At 60.9% G+C, this 17,043-nt stretch carries 17 protein-coding genes and 3 pseudogenes; 7 read left to right on the top strand and 13 right to left on the bottom strand.

Annotation, left to right across the window (positions count from 1 at the left end; translation table 11 throughout):
• Positions 1-6 precede the first annotated feature (6 nt).
• The 7 genes and pseudogenes from ACFQT0_RS01440 to ACFQT0_RS01410 all read right to left on the bottom strand — a co-directional run bounded on the left by ACFQT0_RS01440 (position 7) and on the right by ACFQT0_RS01410 (position 4,039).
• Positions 7-492, bottom strand: a complete 486-nt coding sequence (locus tag ACFQT0_RS01440; RefSeq protein WP_380199776.1) for a YdeI/OmpD-associated family protein — start codon at positions 490-492, stop codon at positions 7-9.
• 4 nt (positions 493-496) lie between these two features.
• Positions 497-1,756: a glutamate-5-semialdehyde dehydrogenase gene (locus tag ACFQT0_RS01435; RefSeq protein ID WP_380199774.1), complete on the bottom strand. Its 1,260-nt coding sequence runs from the start codon at positions 1,754-1,756 to the stop codon at positions 497-499.
• Complete coding sequence (locus ACFQT0_RS01430; protein ID WP_380199772.1) at positions 1,749-2,006, bottom strand: PUA domain-containing protein; 258 nt, start codon at positions 2,004-2,006, stop codon at positions 1,749-1,751. Before ACFQT0_RS01430 ends, ACFQT0_RS01435 begins: the two co-directional genes overlap by 8 nt.
• Complete coding sequence (locus tag ACFQT0_RS01425) at positions 1,997-2,314, bottom strand: hypothetical protein (RefSeq protein WP_380199770.1); 318 nt, start codon at positions 2,312-2,314, stop codon at positions 1,997-1,999. Before ACFQT0_RS01425 ends, ACFQT0_RS01430 begins: the two co-directional genes overlap by 10 nt.
• Positions 2,311-2,607: an amino acid kinase family protein gene (locus ACFQT0_RS01420; RefSeq protein ID WP_380199768.1), complete on the bottom strand. Its 297-nt coding sequence runs from the start codon at positions 2,605-2,607 to the stop codon at positions 2,311-2,313. The genes ACFQT0_RS01425 and ACFQT0_RS01420 overlap by 4 nt, the downstream gene beginning before the upstream one ends.
• Positions 2,595-2,840: an amino acid kinase family protein gene (locus tag ACFQT0_RS01415; protein ID WP_380199766.1), complete on the bottom strand. Its 246-nt coding sequence runs from the start codon at positions 2,838-2,840 to the stop codon at positions 2,595-2,597. Before ACFQT0_RS01415 ends, ACFQT0_RS01420 begins: the two co-directional genes overlap by 13 nt.
• Before the next feature lie 279 nt (positions 2,841-3,119).
• Positions 3,120-4,039, bottom strand: a pseudogene (locus tag ACFQT0_RS01410) (aldo/keto reductase).
• Positions 4,040-4,526: 487 nt separating this feature from the next.
• On the opposite strand from ACFQT0_RS01410, the gene ACFQT0_RS01405 reads away from it, so the two are divergent.
• Both ACFQT0_RS01405 and ACFQT0_RS01400 read left to right on the top strand, forming a co-directional pair.
• Positions 4,527-5,024 (top strand): YciE/YciF ferroxidase family protein, encoded by a 498-nt coding sequence (locus ACFQT0_RS01405; protein ID WP_380199764.1) that lies wholly within the window; start codon positions 4,527-4,529, stop codon positions 5,022-5,024.
• A gap of 101 nt (positions 5,025-5,125) precedes the next feature.
• Positions 5,126-5,830 (top strand): annotated as a pseudogene (locus ACFQT0_RS01400) (DsbA family oxidoreductase).
• 179 nt (positions 5,831-6,009) lie between these two features.
• Here ACFQT0_RS01400 and ACFQT0_RS01395 read toward each other — a convergent pair.
• The 3 genes from ACFQT0_RS01395 to ACFQT0_RS01385 form a co-directional block, all read right to left on the bottom strand.
• Positions 6,010-6,459: a GNAT family N-acetyltransferase gene (locus ACFQT0_RS01395; protein WP_380199762.1), complete on the bottom strand. Its 450-nt coding sequence runs from the start codon at positions 6,457-6,459 to the stop codon at positions 6,010-6,012.
• Positions 6,460-6,468: 9 nt separating this feature from the next.
• Positions 6,469-6,729: a hypothetical protein gene (locus ACFQT0_RS01390; RefSeq protein WP_380199760.1), complete on the bottom strand. Its 261-nt coding sequence runs from the start codon at positions 6,727-6,729 to the stop codon at positions 6,469-6,471.
• Positions 6,730-7,253: 524 nt separating this feature from the next.
• The gene (locus tag ACFQT0_RS01385) at positions 7,254-7,595 is read right to left on the bottom strand and encodes a hypothetical protein (RefSeq protein WP_380199758.1); all 342 of its coding nucleotides are present in this window, start codon (positions 7,593-7,595) and stop codon (positions 7,254-7,256) included.
• Between the two features lie 493 nt (positions 7,596-8,088).
• Between ACFQT0_RS01385 and ACFQT0_RS01380 the strand changes: the two genes are divergently transcribed.
• Complete coding sequence (locus ACFQT0_RS01380) at positions 8,089-9,261, top strand: hypothetical protein (protein ID WP_380199756.1); 1,173 nt, start codon at positions 8,089-8,091, stop codon at positions 9,259-9,261.
• Between the two features lie 7 nt (positions 9,262-9,268).
• Entirely contained in the window at positions 9,269-9,679 is a 411-nt protein-coding gene (locus ACFQT0_RS01375; protein ID WP_380205879.1) for a T9SS type A sorting domain-containing protein, read from the top strand.
• Positions 9,680-9,728: 49 nt separating this feature from the next.
• Here the strand turns inward: ACFQT0_RS01375 and mfd are convergent.
• A pseudogene (gene mfd / locus ACFQT0_RS01370) lies at positions 9,729-13,144 on the bottom strand (transcription-repair coupling factor).
• A 249-nt stretch (positions 13,145-13,393) separates the two neighbouring features.
• On the opposite strand from mfd, the gene ACFQT0_RS01365 reads away from it, so the two are divergent.
• Together ACFQT0_RS01365 and ACFQT0_RS01360 are read left to right on the top strand one after the other, a co-directional pair.
• Entirely contained in the window at positions 13,394-14,134 is a 741-nt protein-coding gene (locus ACFQT0_RS01365) for a metal-dependent hydrolase (protein ID WP_380199754.1), read from the top strand.
• Positions 14,135-14,507: 373 nt separating this feature from the next.
• Positions 14,508-15,518 carry an NYN domain-containing protein gene (locus ACFQT0_RS01360; protein ID WP_380199752.1) on the top strand — a complete coding sequence of 337 codons (1,011 nt, stop codon included), beginning with the start codon at positions 14,508-14,510 and terminating at the stop codon, positions 15,516-15,518.
• Between the two features lie 86 nt (positions 15,519-15,604).
• Here ACFQT0_RS01360 and ACFQT0_RS01355 read toward each other — a convergent pair whose 3' ends face one another.
• Complete coding sequence (locus tag ACFQT0_RS01355; protein WP_380199750.1) at positions 15,605-16,096, bottom strand: PaaI family thioesterase; 492 nt, start codon at positions 16,094-16,096, stop codon at positions 15,605-15,607.
• A gap of 127 nt (positions 16,097-16,223) precedes the next feature.
• On the opposite strand from ACFQT0_RS01355, the gene ACFQT0_RS01350 reads away from it, so the two are divergent.
• Positions 16,224-16,529, top strand: coding sequence for an Mpo1-like protein (locus ACFQT0_RS01350; RefSeq protein ID WP_380199748.1), 306 nt, complete (start codon positions 16,224-16,226; stop codon positions 16,527-16,529).
• Positions 16,530-16,654: 125 nt separating this feature from the next.
• Here ACFQT0_RS01350 and ACFQT0_RS01345 read toward each other — a convergent pair whose 3' ends face one another.
• Complete coding sequence (locus ACFQT0_RS01345; protein ID WP_380199746.1) at positions 16,655-17,041, bottom strand: GNAT family N-acetyltransferase; 387 nt, start codon at positions 17,039-17,041, stop codon at positions 16,655-16,657.
• Between the last annotated feature and the right edge of the window lie 2 nt (positions 17,042-17,043).

Raw genomic sequence — 17,043 nt, 5'->3', positions numbered from 1 at the left:
TACCTCTCAGTCACCCCGAAACGGGTGCAGCCCCCGTCCCAGGCGCTCAGCCAACTGCACGGCGCGGCGCACGCGGGTTTCGTGCTGCTTGGCCTCGTCTACCAGCCGGGCCATGGCGCGGCGGTGCGCGCCGCTGTACGCGTGAAAAGCCGTTTCGGCCTCGGGCCAGGCGGCGAGGGCTTCGGCTAATTCATCAGGTAGGTCTACGTGGTCCGGGTTGGGGTCGGGTGCAATGTCAATCGCCAGTTCCTGGCCCAACTCTATGCCCACGGCGCGGCACACGTCTTTGTTGAGCATGAGGTAGCGCCCGCCGCCTTCAAGCGGTAATAGGCCAAGGCGCAGCGCGTGCCCGTGAATGGTGCAGACGACGCGTTTTACTGCCTTGCCGCCTAGCTGCTCCAGCACCTCGGCCGGCACTACAAGGATTTGCGTGGGCATGAAGCTGGGGCCGCCCGGCTCGAGCGTGGCCCGGAAAGTAATGGAAGTCTCCATGTTTTTACGACGTTCTGATGTGGCCATCGCCGCGCACCAGCCACTTGTAGCTGGTCAGTTCCTGCAGGCCCATGGGGCCGCGGGCGTGCAGCTTTTGGGTACTGATACCAATTTCGGCCCCCAGCCCAAACTGGGCGCCGTCGGTGAAAGCGGTGGAGGCGTTGGCGTACACGGCGGCCGCGTCCACGGTGCGCAGGAACGTGTCGATGTGCGCAGCATCTTCCGAAACAATGGCTTCGCTGTGGCGCGAGCCGTGCTGGGCTATGTGGTCCATGGCCTCCTCGAGTGAGGCCATGGTTTTTACTGCCATTTTCAGCGACAAGAATTCCGTTCCGTAATGCTCCTCCGAAGCGAGGCTGAGCAGGGCCGCCGGGTAGTGCACCGCCAGCGCGGCGTGGGCCGGCGCATCGGCAAACAGCTCAACCCCGGCCGCTGCTAGCGGGGCGAGCAGCTCAGGCAAATCCGCGAGCCGGCTGGCGTGCAGGAGCAGGCAGTCGAGCGAGTTGCACACGCTCACACGGCGGGTTTTGGCATTGTGGATGATGGCCTGGCCCTTGCTCAAGTCGCCGGTTTCGTCGAAATAGGTGTGCACGATGCCGGCTCCGGTTTCAATCACCGGCACGCGCGCATTTTCCCGCACGTAGTTGATGAGTTGCTGGCTGCCGCGCGGAATCAGCACGTCGACGTAGCCCACCGCGGCGAGCAGGGCGGCCGTAGCGGCGCGGTCGGGCGGTAGCAGCGTGGCCACGGCGGCAGGCAGGCCGTGGCGTTCCAGCATGGGCCGGGCCACCTCCAGCAGGGCGGCGTTGGAAAAAGCCGCGTCGGAGCCGCCCTTGAGCAGGCAGGCGTTGCCGGTTTTCAGGCACAGCGCCAAGCTGTCGAAGGTCACGTTGGGCCGGGCTTCGTAGACGATGCCCACCACGCCGAGGGGCACGCGCACCTTGGTCAGGTGCAGGCCGTTGGGCCGGTCGGTTTCGGAAATAATCTGTCCCAATGGGGTGGGCAGGCCGGCTACGTTGCGCAGGTCGTCGGCCATGCCGCGCAGGCGCTCGGCGGTGAGGCGCAGGCGGTCGTGGCGCGGGTCGGTGGCGGGCATCTGGGCCAGGTCGCGGGCGTTTTCGCCCAGCAGGAACGGCGTTTGGGCTTCGGTGGCGTCGGCCAGGTCGCGGAGCAGGGCGTCGGTGGCGGCCGGCGCAAAGGCCGCCAGCGCACGGCTGGCCTGGCGGGTGGCTTCAAAATCGGGCGCAGCTCCACGGTCAGGCAAGGGTAGGGGTGAGAAACAAATAGTCGTAGTGCACCAGCGGCCGTTGGTGCTGCTGGCCCAAGCGTTCGAGGGCTTTGTCTGAGCCATATTCAGCAATGCCCAGGCCTAGTAAGTGGCCCTTTTCATCGGTGAGGCGGATGATGTCACCCTTGCGAAAGGTGCCTTCGATGGCCAGCACGCCCACTGGCAGCAGGCTGACGGCCTTGCCCGCAGCGGTGAGGGCCGCCACCGCGCCGGCATTCACTTGCACTGCCGCCTTGGCCGAGTCCTGGGAGTTGGCCAGCCACTTCTTTTGCCCGAGGCCGTTTTGCTGGGCCGGAACCAGGTGTGGGCCGCAGTCTCAGCCAGCACGGCGGGCAGGATGTCGGCCGTCTTGCCATTCGCAATGTGTACGCTGATGCCCAGCTTGGCTACTTTGTGTGCCATGTGGCACTTGGTGAGCATGCCGCCGCGCCCAAACTGCGAGCGTTGAGCCGTCACGAAGTTGGCAAAGCCCGTGGCCGTAGGCGCAATCTCGCGCAGGAGCCTGGGACGTTGGCAAGCGCGGGTCGCCGTCAAAAATCCCGTCCACGTTGGTCAGGATTACCAAGGCATCGGCGTCGAGCCTGCGCGGCAATCAGGCCGGCCAGTTCGTCGTTGTCGGTAAACATCAGCTCCGTCACCGCGATGACGTCATTCTCGTTCACAATCGGGATTACCTTGCGCTGCAGCAGCTCCTGGAAGCAATTACGCATGTTTAGGTAGTGCTGCCGGTCGCGGAAGTCTTCCTTGGTCACCAGCACCTGGGCGCACAGCAAGCCGTGCCGGCCAAATAGCTCAGCGTAGGTGCTCAGCAGCTTCACCTGGCCCACGGCGGCCAGCGCTGGCGCCCGCGCACGGCATCGGTCTTAGCCGGCACCGTGATAAGGCTGCGCCCGGCCGCCACCGCCCCCGACGACACCACAATCACTTCCCGCCCCTGCGCCTTGAGGGCCGCTACTTGGGCCACTAGCTGCTCCATTCGGGCCAAGTCGGGCAGGCCACTGTCCTGGGTCAGGACGTTGGAACCGATTTTAACGACAAGGCGGCGGTAGGCAAGGGGCATATCCCAAATATATAGCCGCCAGTTGGCGGGCCCTCTTGCATGCGCATTCTGAGAGGTGAAAAGACGTTATGCCGAGTGCGGCGAAGCATCTTTCCTCAATACTCCCCAGCTCTCTATAACAGGCATATGTCATGCTTATCTGGCGTCCGCCTGCGAAGCATCTTCTCAGGTCAGCACGACTCGTTCATCGGTGAGAAGATGCTTCCTTCGTCAGCATGACAGATGGAGCAGGCGGGATGTTGGTGTGAGTACTGACCTATCTCCATCCCGCAAGCCACATTACGCCGACGCGGGCTGCAGCACCACCAGCTGTTTGTTGATGAAATCAATCTCTTCAAACGACAGCTGCAGGTCGATGGCCCGGGCGTTCTGCACGGCCTGCTCGGGGTTGCGGGCGCCCACCAGCGCCACCGTAATGCCGGGCTGCGTCAGCGTCCAGCGCAGTACAAGCTGGCCCAACGTGGCGTTTTTGGTTTCGGCCAGCGGCCGGATTTTGTTTAGCATAGCATTCACCTGGGTCACGAATTCCGGGGTGAAGAAGCGGTGGCCGGCGCGCAGGTCGCCCTCGCCAAACGCCTGGTCGGGCTTGATTTTGCCCGTGAGCAAGCCCAATTGCAGGGGCTGTACACCAGAATGGCCTTGTGGTGGGCGAGGCAGTACGGCACCACATCGGCCTCGATGTCTCGCCGCACCATGCTGTAGGGCACCTGGTTCGATACAAGGTTGAGCGTTTTTTCGGCTTCCTGCATTTGGGCTACCGAGTAGTTGCTCACGCCGGCGGCGCGCACCTTGCCCTGCTCGATGAGGCGCGTCACGGCCTCCATCGTTTCGTCGATGGGGGTGGTGATATCGGGCCAGTGCTGCTGGTAGAGGTCGATGTAGTCGGTGCCGAGGCGGCGCAGGCTGTCCTCGCACTCCTTGATGATGCTGTCGCGGCCGGCGTATTTGTACACGTCGAGGTCGTGGCCGTCGTTGTCCTTGGTTTTCATGGCAAAGTCGCCCTGGGCCAGGTCCCAGCGCATGCCGAATTTGGTGAGGATTTGGACCTTGTCGCGCGGCAGACTTTTGATGGCTTCGACCACGATTTTCTCGCTGAAGCCCATGCCGTAGACCGGTGCCGTGTCGATGCTGGTCACGCCCAGGTCGTAGCTGGCCTGAATGGCGCCCACGGCGTCGTTCTGCTCGGTGCCGCCCCACATCCAGCCGCCGGCCGCCCAGCTGCCAAAGGTGATGCGCGAAACGATAACGCCGGAGCTGCCTAATTCTCGGTATTCCATAAGGAAAGGGGGATGTCAATGGGGAGGGAAGGGCCGCGCCGGTCGGGGAGCAGCCAGCGCAGCTAACTGCCGTTTCGAACCGAATGTTACGCCCCGGCGCGGAAGCTGAGCCGTAGCCGCGCCCCAAGCTGTACCGCAAGCAGAAAATAATTCTGACACCCAAAGCCTAAGAAAAAGGCCTTCAACCTGAGAATTGAGCTGTCGTAGGTTAGGGAGTCGCCGCGCTAACAAACAGGCTATTAACCCCCACAAAAGATTAACAGCTTCGGCGACTTGCCGTCCGGCGAAATGCAGGCCACGTGACACGTCATAAAGCTGGTGAACTGCCGGGCCGGCGCGCCCAGACACTGGCCGGGTTGTCACCTTTATTCAGCAGCCTTTCCCATTTTCCACCCTTATATACTTTGCCATGAATCAATTGCGAACCATGCGCGACCTGCTCGTGCACGACATTCAGATGATGTACAGCGCCGAAGAGTTGGGCCTGGAAGGCTTGGCTACCCTGGTCGAAAACGTGAGCGACGCCCGGCTGCGGGCTGCCTTCGAAAAGCACGGCGTCGAAACCAAGCGGCAGGTGGCCCGGCTCGAGCAAATCATGGAGCTGATGGAAATCAAGCCCAGCCGCGAAGTCTGCTCGGCCATGAAGGGCCTGCTGACGGATGCCGAAAAGCTGATGCGCAAAGAGTCGACGCCCCAGGTGCTCGACGCCATGCTGCTCGCGGCCGCGCAGAAAATGGAGCACTACGAAATCGCCTGCTACGGCACGGCCGTGCAAATGACCGAAGACCTGGGCATGACCCAGGCCGCCGAACTGCTGCGCCAGACGCTGGACGAGGAAAAGAGAACCGACGAAATCCTCACCGAGCTGGCCAAGCAGCGCGTCAATGTGAAAGCCGAGGTGCTGTAAGCGCAGGAATTGAGCTGGTTAAGACGGTACCGGACCGGGGGTTAAACTTTTTAGCGGGCCTCGATTGTTGTACCTACATCAATCCACTAGGATACCCTACTATGAAAGTTGAAATCTGGTCCGATATTGTTTGCCCGTTCTGCTACATCGGCAAGCGCCGCTTTGAGGAGGCCCTCGAAAAATTCCCGCACGCCGACCAGGTAGAAGTGGTGTGGCGCAGCTTCGAACTGACCCCCGACTACCAGCCCGTGCCCGGCCGCAGCGTGTACGAGTCGCTGGCCGAGAAAAAGGCATTCCCGTGGCGCAGGCGCAGGAAATGAGCGACTACATGGCCGGCATGGCCAAGGAAGTTGGGCTGACCTACGACTTCGACAATGCTGTGCCCACCAACACATTCCTGGGCCACCAGGCTCATCCATTTGGCGGCCAAGCACGGCAAGCAAGGCGAGGCCAAGGAGCGCCTCATGGCCGGCTACTACCTCCAGGGCCAGAACCTGAACGACCTCGACACGCTGGTGAAGCTGGCCACCGAAATCGGCCTCGACGCCGAAGAAGCCCGCACCGCCCTCACCAATGGCACCTATGCGGAGGCCGTGCGCTACGATGAGTACCAGGCCCAGCAAATCAACGTGCGCGGCGTGCCCTTCTTCGTGTTCGAAGACAAGTACGCCGTGTCGGGCGCCCAGCCCACCGAGCTATTCAACGAAGTGCTGGACAAAGTGTGGGACGAAACCAAGCCCGCTAAACCTGCCCCGGTAATGGTAGCCGACGGCCCCGCCTGTGGGCCCGATGGCTGCGAGATTTAAGCAATTAGCTTAGACCTCAGCTGACCTTAATAATAAGACCGTCATGCTGAGTGAAGTCGAAGCATCTCGCGTGCAGTCACTAATCCAATCGATTGAGTTACTGCCGCACGCGAGATGCTTCGACTTCGCTCAGCATGACGGTCTTTTTCCGGCGTTTTGGTTTAAGTAGCCCAAACGCTTCAGGCCCGCACCATGGGCATGTGCGGTATGCCGTCTTCTAGGTAGCCTTCGCCGCTCTGCACAAAGCCGAAGCTTTGGTAAAACCGCTCGAGGTACTGCTGGGCCCCAATCTTGATGGGCTGGGCCCCATACAGCACTTCGCAGTAGGCAATGGCCTGCTGCATAAGCTCCTGGCCCAAGCCCTTGCCGCGGTGGGCCGGCGACACGGCCACCCGCCCAATGGCCACCTCCTCGTAGCTGATGCCGGCGTCAAAGAGGCGCGCGTAAGCCCCGAGCTCGTCGTCTTCGGTGTAGCCCAATAAGTGATAGGCTTTATCGTCTTGCCGGTCAAGGTCCTGAAACGGGCAGTTTTGCTCCACCACAAACACTTCGATGCGCAGCCGCAGCAACTCGTATAGTTCGGTGAGGGTGAGCTCTTCGTAGGGTTTAACGGTCCAGTGGAGGGTCATAACGGCGGATTAATTTTTGGGCATGCGGGCCACGTCTTTCAGCGTAAGCACGCGGTAGGGAATGCCTAGAATGGCAGCATTTTGCTCCACGGTGGTCGAGAATCCGGCCTTCCGGCGGCGCTCGTTCACGCCGGCCGCATCCTTGATGGGCCACACAAACGGCGGCTGGGGCTCGCGCCGGCCGGTGGCGTGGTTGGTGGTGTTGTAGCCCATGGCCTGCGTGCCGTAGAGCTGCTCTTTGCCCTGGCGCATGAGCTCGCGGTCCAGCATTTGGGCGTATAGCCGGAAGGGCAGCTCGCCCTTTTTGGCCGCTTTTTTACGAGGGGCAAGTATTTTGTGATGTTGTCGGAATGCTGGATGACGTACCACGCGGCCTCGTTGGTGGGCTCGCCCACGAGCGTCTTACCGGGGTAGCCGTACTGCTTCAGAATGGCCCGCACCCGTACTTGGTTAGAGGAATCTGTGCGGAGCATTTGCTGGGCCAAATAATTGCCGAGCGCATCTTTCCTCACTCCCAAGGTTGTGGCCAACGAATCGGTTTTGTGCTCGGTGCGCGGGGAGAAGAGCAAGCTTCGCCACTTTTGGTCGACTACATAAATGCTATCCAATTCTTGCTTCAAGGCAGGATTGAAACGCGTTTGACCCACGGCGGAAAAAGCCATGGCCAAGAATAACAACGCAAGCACAATGTTTTTCATAAGCAAACGAAAAATGCACAACCCCCAACGGGCAAAAATAAACCCGGCCCGGTGCAGTTGCGCCGGGCCGGGTTTGCTTCAGGGAGTAGCCGCCGCTTATTTCTTGGGTTTGGGGCCGGCGGGTTCGGTTTTGCTCATGCTTTCGATGTTGCCGCTGCCGGTGGGCTTGCTCTGCCCGCGGGTTTTGGTGCCGGAGCTCGAGCGCGAAGCCCGGGTGGGGCCCGTGGCGGGAGTGGTATCGGTTTTGCGGCCGGTGCGCGTGCCTTTGCCTGCCGAGTAGTTGGGCGACACAGTAGTGGGGCTGGCCGGTGGGCTGGCCGAAGTACGGCCCGATTCACGCTCGGTGGCCGAGTGGGACCCGGCGCGGGACCGCGGCGTCTGGGCCGAAGCCGTGGTAATGCTAGCAGCCAATACGGCCAGAACAAGGAGCTCTTTCATAAAAACGGATAGGAGTGGAAATGCGAAAAGATTACTGAGTCTTACGGCATTCCGGCTCAACTGTTGGTAAAAATCCTGCCGCTCAGCTTACGCCGCTACGGCCTCCTCACTGCCCAGCTCACTGAGCACACGCTTGGCCTGCTGAATGGAGCGCACTTCATCAAACGTGACGATGAGCCTGCTCCTTTTTCTCCTTCAGGCTGGCCGTGCGCGAGTGCGTCTGCACGTAGTTGAGGATGGTGCCGCGTGGGACTAGTTACATAGTTCAGGTTGCATATAAAAGAGGCGTGAATTAAATTTAATAGGGGCTCTGCGATTGGAGATAGGTAATGCTTATTAGTATATTATCATGGTTCAGTCTTTCCTTCGTGCGTTGGTTGCCGGCGGTTGGCGCCTGGCTTTTTGTGTACTGCTGGGGCTGGCGGCAATTGGAAGGGCGAAGGGGCAGGCTGCTCCGGCTTGGCAAACGGCAGTCGGCTTCCCGGCTAGCACGATGGCTACGGCTGTCGATGATAACGGCAATGTGTACGTGGCGGGGTTCTTCCAGGGCACGGCCAGTTTTGGCAGCATTACCCTGACCAGCCAGACCGATGCCCCGGATGTTTTTGTGGCCAAGTGGAGTCCCTTCACAAATGCCTTTATCTGGGCCCAGCGGGCGGGTGGTGCCCATGCTGAGCGAGCCATGGCAATAGCTGTGAGTGGAACGAACGTGTACGTATTTGGTGAGTTTCTGAGCCCAACAGCCAGTTTTGGGGCCACGACTCTATTTAACAGCAGCAGCATTGTGCCTGGCTCAACGAGCTCCGATTTATTCGTGGCGAAACTCACGGACGAGGGTTCTACGTCCAGCTTTGTCTGGGCTCAGCGCGCCGGTAGTGCCTGGGGAGACTTTGCCACGGCAATGGCCGTGAGCGGGAGTAGCATTTACATCACGGGGTACTTCGAAGGCATTTACACGCTGCTGGGAACCAACCGTTTTCTAAACTTCGGCCCTGACAACACAACGGATGCATTCGTAGCCAAGCTCACCGATTCCGGGAGCAGTGCCAGCGTGGTTTGGGCCCAGCACATAAGGGGAGCTGCGGGTAGCGAGCAGAGCCTTGCGCTGGCAGCAAGCGGCAACAGCATATATGTAGCGGGGTGGTTCGGTGGCCCAACGGTGAATCTTGAGAGCCAAGGCCTCGCCAATGGCGGCGGCGCTGATGGCTTTGTGGGCAAGATTACGGATGCGGGAACCAGTGCCACCTTCGCATGGGCCCAGCGCATCAGCGGCTCCAGAGATGAGTTGGTCTCGGCGCTGGCGGTCAACGGAACCAACGTGTATGTGACGGGCTTTTTTAATACGGACATTCTACCACTTGGCAGCACCACCCTCGCCAATGCCGGCATTGGCACGGATGTGTTCGTAACCAAGCTTACCGACACCGGTAATTTCGTCTGGGGCCAGCACGCCGGCGGAACCGCCAACGATTATGCCCGGAGCATAGCCGTAAGAGGGACGGATGTGTACGTGGCGGGAGATTTCAGCAGCGACACGGCCAGGTTTGGCAGCACGACCCTTATCAATACCGGCAGTGGTACCCCCTGGCTCCGATGTCTTTGTAACCAAGCTTACCGACACCGGCAATTTCGCCTGGGCGCTGCGTGCCGGGAGCAATGGCAATGACGTGGGCATGGCCGTTGCCGCTACCAAGGCGCGCGTATATGTAAGCGGCAATGTGGGTGCACCGGCTGCCAGGTTTGGCGAGCTCACGCTTCCCGGTTCCGGTGGCTTCCTCGCAGCCCTGGCCGACCCTGTGCTGACCAGCTCAACTGCTGCCAGTCCGCTGCCGGGCGTGATGCTATACCCCAACCCGGCCCATTCGAGCACAACGGTTGTGGTACCGCCCGTTCCAGGCACTTCGCAGGCTACGCTTGTCCTCCGTGATGCAATGGGCCGGCTCGTGCGCTTTCGCGCCATTACACTGCCGGCAGCTGAAGCCCTGCGCCACGAGCTTTCGTTGGCTGGACTAGCTCCCGGCTTGTATGTGCTGCAAGTTCAGGCCGGGGCACGACGGGCCATAAGGCAGTTAGCTGTTTTTTAGCTCAGGTCGCCCGTCTGGCTCTCAACCAGCACATCCTTCAACGCTCAGGTTATACCGCTACGGCCTCCTCACTGCCCAGCTCACTGAGCACACGCTTGGCCTGCTGGATGGAGCGCACCTCCTCAAACGTCACAATCAGCTGCTCCTTTTTCTCCTTCAGACTGGCCGTGCGCGAGTGCGTTTGCACGTAGTTGAGGATGGTGCCGAACTGCTCGCCCTGGAAATAGGCTTTGTGGTCGTCGTCAGCCGGCAGGAAGCCTTTCAGCGTGTCGCGCTTGAGGGTGATTTTCGTGAAGCCCACGTGGCAGGCCTGCCAGCGCAGCCGCACGATGTCGGCCAGCCTGCTCCACTTCGGGCGGTAGCGGCCCAAACCGGTCCACCATGCTGGTGAGCAGCTTGCGCAGCTCCTCGGGCTTCTGGGCGCGGTCGAGCTTGGCGTAGAGCTGCAGGCGCTCCGACACGTTGCTCACGTACTTCTCCGGGATGAGCACCTGCTGGTCGGTCTCCACGTTGCATTCCTGAATGCGGCCCGCGCCGGCGGCCTGCTGCAGGCGCTGGTTGGAGTCGCCGAGGAACAAATCGCGGAACTCGGTTTCCTTGAGTTCCTGCACCGCCTCGTCCAGAATCTGGTGGTAGGTCTCGTAGCCCAAATCGTTGATGAAGCCGCTTTGTTCGCCGCCGAGCAGGTTGCCGGCACCGCGAATGTCGAGGTCGCGCATGGCCACGTTGAAGCCCGCGCCTAGGTCCGAAAACTCTTCCAGCGTACTCAGGCGCTTGCGGGCGTCGGCCGGAAGTTGAGCCACGGGCGGTGTGAGCAGGTAGCAGTAGGCCTTGCGGTTGGAGCGGCCCACGCGGCCGCGCATCTGGTGCAGGTCGGAGAGGCCGGCCAGGTGGGCGCGGTTGATAATGATTGTGTTGGCGTTGGGGATGTCGAGCCCGCTTTCGATGATGTTGGTGGATACCAGCACGTCGTACTCGCCTTCCACGAACTTCATCATGCGCTTTTCCAGCATCTCGCCCTCCATCTGCCCGTGGGCGTAGGTGATTTTGGCATCGGGCACGAGCCGCAGGATGGTGTTGGCCATTTCCTCAATGTCCTTCACGCGGTTGTGCACGAAAAACACCTGCCCGCCGCGCTTGAGCTCCCGCGACACCGCGTCGCGAATCAGGATTTCGTCATACACGTGCAGCTCCGTGCTCACCGGCTGGCGGTTGGGCGGCGGCGTGGCAATCACGCTCAAATCGCGGGCACCCATCAGCGAGAAGTGCAGCGTGCGCGGAATCGGCGTGGCCGAAAGCGTGAGCGTGTCCACGTTCACTTTCAGCTCCTTGAGCTTGTCCTTGGTTTTCACGCCGAACTTCTGCTCTTCGTCAATAATGAGCAGGCCCAGGTCCTTGAACTTGATGTCCTTGTTGGTGAGTCGGTGCGTGCCGATGAGAATGTCGGTTTTGCCCTCGGCTACGCGCTGCAGGGTTTCCTTTATCTGCTTGGTCGACTTAAACCGGTTGATGTACTCCACCGTCACGGGCAGGGTCGCCAGCCGGTCCCGGAAGGTCTTGTAGTGCTGCATGGCCAGGATGGTGGTCGGCACCAGCACGGCGGCCTGCTTGCCATCGGCCACGGCTTTAAAGGCCGCCCGGATGGCGATTTCCGTCTTGCCAAAACCCACGTCGCCGCAGATAAGCCGGTCCATGGGGTGGGGCTGCTGCATGTCCTGTTTCACGTCCTCGGTGGCCTTGGCCTGGTCGGGCGTGTCCTCATAAATGAAGCTCGATTCCAGCTCGGCCTGCATAAAGCCATCGGGCGAAAACGCGAAGCCCGGCGCGGTCTTGCGCTTGGCATACAGCCGGATGAGGTCGGCCGCGATGTCCTTGACCTTCTTCTTAACCGACCGTTTCTTGTTCTCCCACTCCGGCGAGCCCAATTTGCTCATGGTCGGCGGGGAGCCCTCGGCGCCGCTGTACTTGGCAATCTTGTGCAGCGAGTGAATGCTTACCGTGAGCAAGTCGTCGTCGCGGTATACCAGCCGAATGGCTTCCTGAATCTGCCCGTTGATTTCCACCTGCGTCAGCCCTGCGAAGCGCGCGATGCCGTAGTCCTGGTGCGTCACGTAGTCGCCGGGCTGCAACGTCTTCAGCTCGCGCAGCGTCAGCGCTTTCTTCTTGGAGAACTTCCGCGTTTCCTGGGCCCGGTAGTAGCGCTCAAACAGCTGGTGGTCGGTGTACACGGCCAGCTCAAGCTGCTCATCAATAAAGCCTTCGCGCAAGGCCAGCAGCAGGTGCTGAAACTTGACGTTGTTGTCGAGCCTCGTCGAAAATGGTCCGGAGCCGGTCGGCCTGGCGTACCGTGTCGGCGGTGATGATGGTGGTGAAGCCGCGGAGCTGGTTCTCCTTCAGGTTCTTCACCATCCGCTCAAACTCCTTATTGAAACTGGGCTGGGGCTTGGCCGAAAACTGAAAGGTCTCGGCGTTTTTGAAGTGAAAGCGCTTGCCAAATTCCACTACCGCGAATTCATCGAGTAGCTTCTTGAAATTCTTGCCCGACTCGAATAAGTCGGATGGCTTGCTCACGATTTGCATGCCGCCGGCCTCGCTCAGCATCTGCTGGAAGTTGGCCTCGGATTTTTCGTACAGTTCCGTCACCACGTCCAGCGTCTGGCGCACGTCTTTGGCCCAAATACAGGCCGTACGGGGCAGGAATTCGAAGAAGGCCTCCCGCGTTTCGGTCAGCATCTTGGTTTGTACGTTCGGGATGATGCTGATGCTGGGCCGCGGCTCCACCGAGAGCTGCGTCTCGGGATTGAACGTGCGGATGCTCTCGATTTCATCGCCGAATAGCTCAAGTCGAAACGGCAACTCATTGGCGTAGCTGAACACGTCCACAATGCCGCCGCGCACGGCGTATTGACCGGCTTCATACACAAAATCCGTCTTCTCGAAGTCGTATTCGCCCAGCAGCTCGCCCAGGAAATTCACGTCCAGCTTGTCGCCCACCTTGGCGTTGAAGGTATTCTTCACCAAGCTCTGCCGGTTGATAACCTTCTCGGTCAGCGCCTCGGGGTACGTCACAATGAACACGCTGTTGCCCGTGGCGGCCGCGCGGGTCGTGTTGAGCCGGTTCAGGGCCTCCGCGCGCATCAGCACGTTGGCGTTTTCGGTCTCGTCGAACTGGTACGGGCGCTTGTAGGAGCTGGGAAACAGCAGCGCCTCGGGCCCCTCCGGCAGCAGGTGCTGCAAATCGGACAGGAAATAGGCCGCCTCGTCTTTGTCGTGCAGCACGAACACGTGCGGGTGCTGGGCGTGGGCCACGGCCGCCGCCACTACCGCATCCTGGCTGCCCACCAAGCCGCGCAGGTGCAGGCGCACGCTGCCGGGGTCGGGCTTGGCGGCCGCGCGCAGGCGCGAAGCCAGGGTTTGCAGCTCCGGGGAAAGACGGTAGAGGCGAAGAAAGTCAGCTACTTGCACAGAATATAGGGACTGGTGCGGGACAAATAGAGTAGCCCGGCCAGGAGAAGTTCCGGTCGGGCTGCGGGGAGAATACAGCAGAGCCGCAACGAAGGTTTCCCCACTTGAGCTGGCTCGCCCGGCAAAGCTAAGAATCTTGGGAATCCCTGGTGCCCACCGTTCCGTTCGCCGGGCGCCGCGCTGCGTGCCGTGGGCTGGCTACCGCGGGCAGTAGCTTCGTATTCGTATTAGCTCAACTGTTTCCCTTTCATGCGCGGCTCTTCTCACCTGGCCATTGGCCTCATTACCGGCGTGGCCGTTGCGGGGCTGGTGCCCGGCATTCCGTTTTCGCTGCCCGGCATTGCCCTGGCTGGCTTTTCCAGCCTGGCCCCCGACCTCGACCACCCCGACAGCCGCCTAAGCAAGCGCCTGGGCTTTACTCAGAACTACGTGCGCTGGGCCTTTGCCGCCGGGGCGCTGCTGCTGGCCGCCTACGCCTACCTGCAGCTACGGCCGGGCTCCGAGCAGCGGTTGTACTATACCGTGGCGCTGGCCTTTGGACTAATCGGGGTGGGCATGCAGGGCGGCTCGGCCCGGCGGCTGGCGCTGCTGTTCACCGGGTTGGGCACCGTGGTAGCCGGCCTCTACACCGAGCAATTGTGGCTTAGTTTGCTGGGAACGTTTGTGGCGCTGGCGCCCTTCACGTCGCACCGCTCCTGGACGCACACCATCTGGGCCACGGCCCTCTGGACGTACATCGGCTACCTGGCCGACCAGCACCTCGGCTGGCACGGCGTGGCCTTGTTCGCCGGCAGCGGGTACGCATCTCACTTAGTGGCCGATAGTCTCACTAAAGCCGGGGTTAGATGGTTTTTGCCGCTGTGGGACTATTCGTTTAAAATTCCCCTTATCAGCACCGGCTCGGCTACCGGGAATATGCTGGAAATCGCCATTTGCGCCGGCTACGGACTGTTGGTCCTGGGTCTGGTAATCGGCCGGATGGGGTTTTAAGCGGCCGTGCCGTGGCGGTAGCACCGTATTGCACTCTTGCCTGAAGGGGCGTACTGTTGCATAAGTCAGCCAATACCATTAGCTTCGCAGCAGATATGCCAGTTTATTAAGGTAGTGTTAGTATTGATTCGGGTTATTATCCAGCGTATTCAATCAGCTAAGCCATCTGGCATTCAATAAGGTCAGCAATTAACGTAACATACCCCGGGAACTGCCACGCCATTAAGGCTGCGTTGCCGTCGAAGATAGTCCTATTCCGATTGTCATGAGCTTGAAATAGATGCAATTGCATCGTGGTTTCGTGTCGATTCTACCCATCCATCCTGTTTGTCCAACCTAAAACACTTTTCTAACTTTACTTACAACCATTACCATGAATCAGATGAACAGCCCCTTAATTCGGGTTGGTGTCTTCTATGACGGCAACTATTTCTTAAAAATTAGCGACTATTATTATTTCCAGCACGAACGCAAGGCCCGCATCAGCCTGGAAGGATTACACGAGTATATACGCCATCAAGTAGCTGAGGAAGAGGATGTGGACGTGCGCCTGGCGCAGATTACCGATGCCCATTTCTTCCGCGGCCGCCTCTCCGCCACCGAAGCCCGCGACAAGGACCGCCTGTTCCACGACCGCCTGCTCGACGACATTCTGATGAACCTGGGCGTGCAAACGCACTACATGGCCCTGAAAACCCGCGACGGCCGCCTGCAGGAAAAAGGCATCGACGTGTGGCTCTCCCTGGAGGCACTTGAGCTAGCTCTGCACAAAACCCTCGACGTAGTGGTGCTCATCGCCGGCGACAGCGACTACGTGCCCCTCATCCGCAAGCTCAACACCGTGGGCACCCGCGTGATGCTGCTCAACTGGGATTTCAAGTACGAAGACTTCAAAGGCGAAACCCGCGTAACGCGCGCCTCGCAGCAGCTTTTGGAGCAGGTAACCTACCCGGTGGCCATGCACGACGTCATCGACCGCGGCTTGCAGGCCCAGGACGAAGTAGTGGAAGCCCTGTTCGTGAACCAGTCCGAGCCGGCCGCTTTTGCCCCGAGCACGCCTTCGGCCCCCAAACTCGTGCGGCCCACCGGCCCCACCGCCGCCGGCCCCGTGGGCACCATGGGCATGAGCACCATCAAAAACCTGAAAAACGGTTTTGGCTTCGTAGTAATGCCCCCCAACAACCTGTTCTTCAGCTACGCCGACCTCACCGAGGGCGACTTCAACGACCTGCGCGAAGGCGACTGGGTGGAGTTCACCGTGGGCCGCAACCACCGCGACGAAGACTGCGCCCGCAACGTACGCAAAGTCACCGCGCCGCAGCTCAGCGACATTGAAGACGAGTACGAGCCCGTAAGCGTGCACGCCGCCACCGCGGAACTGTAAGTACCGCTACAATTTGATGAATGTAAAAGCCCGGCTCCTGATGGAGCCGGGCTTTTTTGTGGTCTGTGCAAATAGCTCAGCTTGAGCTACTGCTGCATCACCAGCTTGGCGAAGTCGCGCTTGTTGGCTGGGTAGCGGTTGAAGGTGCCCAGGCCGCGGGCCACGGCCACGTCGGCTTTGCCTTCGGCCACCCGGTAAATCACGCAGCTGCTCACCACCAGCTTGTTGCCGGCGTGGTCGACCAGAGCTTTGGCCACCAGTACATCGTGCAGATGCACGGCGTGCAGGTAATTCATTTTGAATTCAACCGTAGAGACGAACTCCAGGCTGGTGAAGGCCAGCGAGAGGGCCGCCGCGCCCAGGGCCGCGTCCATAAGGCCCGCGAGCACGCCGCCGTGGCAGGTGTTGGGCGAGGACAGGTGCTCGTCGCGGATGGTCATGCGGTACTCGGCCTGGCCGGCATCTTGCACGGTCAGGGTCATGCCGTTGACGCGGCCGTAGCTGTTCATTTGGTTGTAGGCCGCCACCATGGTAGCGAGTTCGGGCAGGGGGCGGGCAGAGGGTGGGGTTTCGGGCACGGGTGCGGGCTGAAAGGACTAAATGCCGGGTTGGGCTGGCAAGTTTGGTAAAAATCGGTGCCAATCCCCGAACTTGGGCCAGGCGCGGCCGGCCGTGCCGTTTATCCACCGCTTTTTGTTCTCTGCCATGTCTGCTTTGCCGCTCACTTTCGCCGAGTTTTATCCGCGCTACTTGCGCGAGCACAGCCGGCGCGGCACGCGGGTGCTGCACTTTGTGGGCACCACGCTGTTTCTGATTTGCCTGGTCATGCTGGTGGTTACCGGGCGGTGGGGCTGGCTGCCGGCGGGCATCGTGGCGGCATATGGCCTGGCCTGGGTGGGGCACTTCTTCGTGGAGCACAACCGGCCGGCTACGTTCCAGCACCCGTGGTTTTCGTTGCTTGGCGACTTTCGCCTCTACGCCGACCTGTGGCTGGGCCGCGAGAAGTTCTAGAAAGGAGTTTCAGAACGAGGTAGAGACGCATACTTGCGTCTCGTCGTCCGCGCCGTACGGGTATCATCTGGCCGTCATCGTTCAACGCCGAGACGCAAGTATGCGTCTCTACATTGTTCTTCCCGTCATAGCTGCTTGCGCATGAGAAAATGCGGAATCACGCCGAACAACGTGTGCGACGGCTCCACCACCGTGTAGCCCAACCGCTGGTAGAACCCTACGGCTGCCTCCCGCGAGTGCAGCACAATCTCGGTAAGGCCCGCCGCCCGCGCCTGAGCTTCCAGCGCGGCCATTATCCGGCGGCCCAGGCCCGTGCCGGCCGCCTCCGGCGCCACCGCCATAAAGCGCACCTGGCCCTGGTTGGCCGTGGTGGGCTGCAGCATGCCCACGGCCAGGGCTACCGGAGGCTCAGCGGCCTCGTTGGCCAGTAGCAGGGCGTGGATGGTACCGGGCTCATCATCGGCCGGCACGCGCTCCGAGCCCCGGGGCTGCTGCCACGGCTGGCGCAGCACGG

This window comes from Hymenobacter humi, from assembly GCF_042665855.1.
Lineage (GTDB): Bacteria > Bacteroidota > Bacteroidia > Cytophagales > Hymenobacteraceae > Hymenobacter > Hymenobacter humi.
This window is presented reverse-complemented; position numbering and strand designations above follow the sequence as displayed.

What these genes read in the sequence shown, in the direction of transcription:
- ACFQT0_RS01440 (WP_380199776.1), bottom strand. Translation starts at nt 492, where the DNA reads ATGGAGACTTCCATTACTTTCCGGGCCACGCTCGAGCCGGGCGGCCCC.
- ACFQT0_RS01415 (WP_380199766.1), bottom strand. Translation starts at nt 2,840, where the DNA reads ATGCCCCTTGCCTACCGCCGCCTTGTCGTTAAAATCGGTTCCAACGTC.
- ACFQT0_RS01405 (WP_380199764.1), top strand. Translation starts at nt 4,527, where the DNA reads ATGAATCAATTGCGAACCATGCGCGACCTGCTCGTGCACGACATTCAG.
- ACFQT0_RS01395 (WP_380199762.1), bottom strand. Translation starts at nt 6,459, where the DNA reads ATGACCCTCCACTGGACCGTTAAACCCTACGAAGAGCTCACCCTCACC.
- ACFQT0_RS01390 (WP_380199760.1), bottom strand. Translation starts at nt 6,729, where the DNA reads ATGCTGGACCGCGAGCTCATGCGCCAGGGCAAAGAGCAGCTCTACGGC.
- ACFQT0_RS01385 (WP_380199758.1), bottom strand. Translation starts at nt 7,595, where the DNA reads ATGAAAGAGCTCCTTGTTCTGGCCGTATTGGCTGCTAGCATTACCACG.
- ACFQT0_RS01380 (WP_380199756.1), top strand. Translation starts at nt 8,089, where the DNA reads ATGGCTACGGCTGTCGATGATAACGGCAATGTGTACGTGGCGGGGTTC.
- ACFQT0_RS01375 (WP_380205879.1), top strand. Translation starts at nt 9,269, where the DNA reads ATGGCCGTTGCCGCTACCAAGGCGCGCGTATATGTAAGCGGCAATGTG.
- ACFQT0_RS01365 (WP_380199754.1), top strand. Translation starts at nt 13,394, where the DNA reads ATGCGCGGCTCTTCTCACCTGGCCATTGGCCTCATTACCGGCGTGGCC.
- ACFQT0_RS01360 (WP_380199752.1), top strand. Translation starts at nt 14,508, where the DNA reads ATGAATCAGATGAACAGCCCCTTAATTCGGGTTGGTGTCTTCTATGAC.
- ACFQT0_RS01350 (WP_380199748.1), top strand. Translation starts at nt 16,224, where the DNA reads ATGTCTGCTTTGCCGCTCACTTTCGCCGAGTTTTATCCGCGCTACTTG.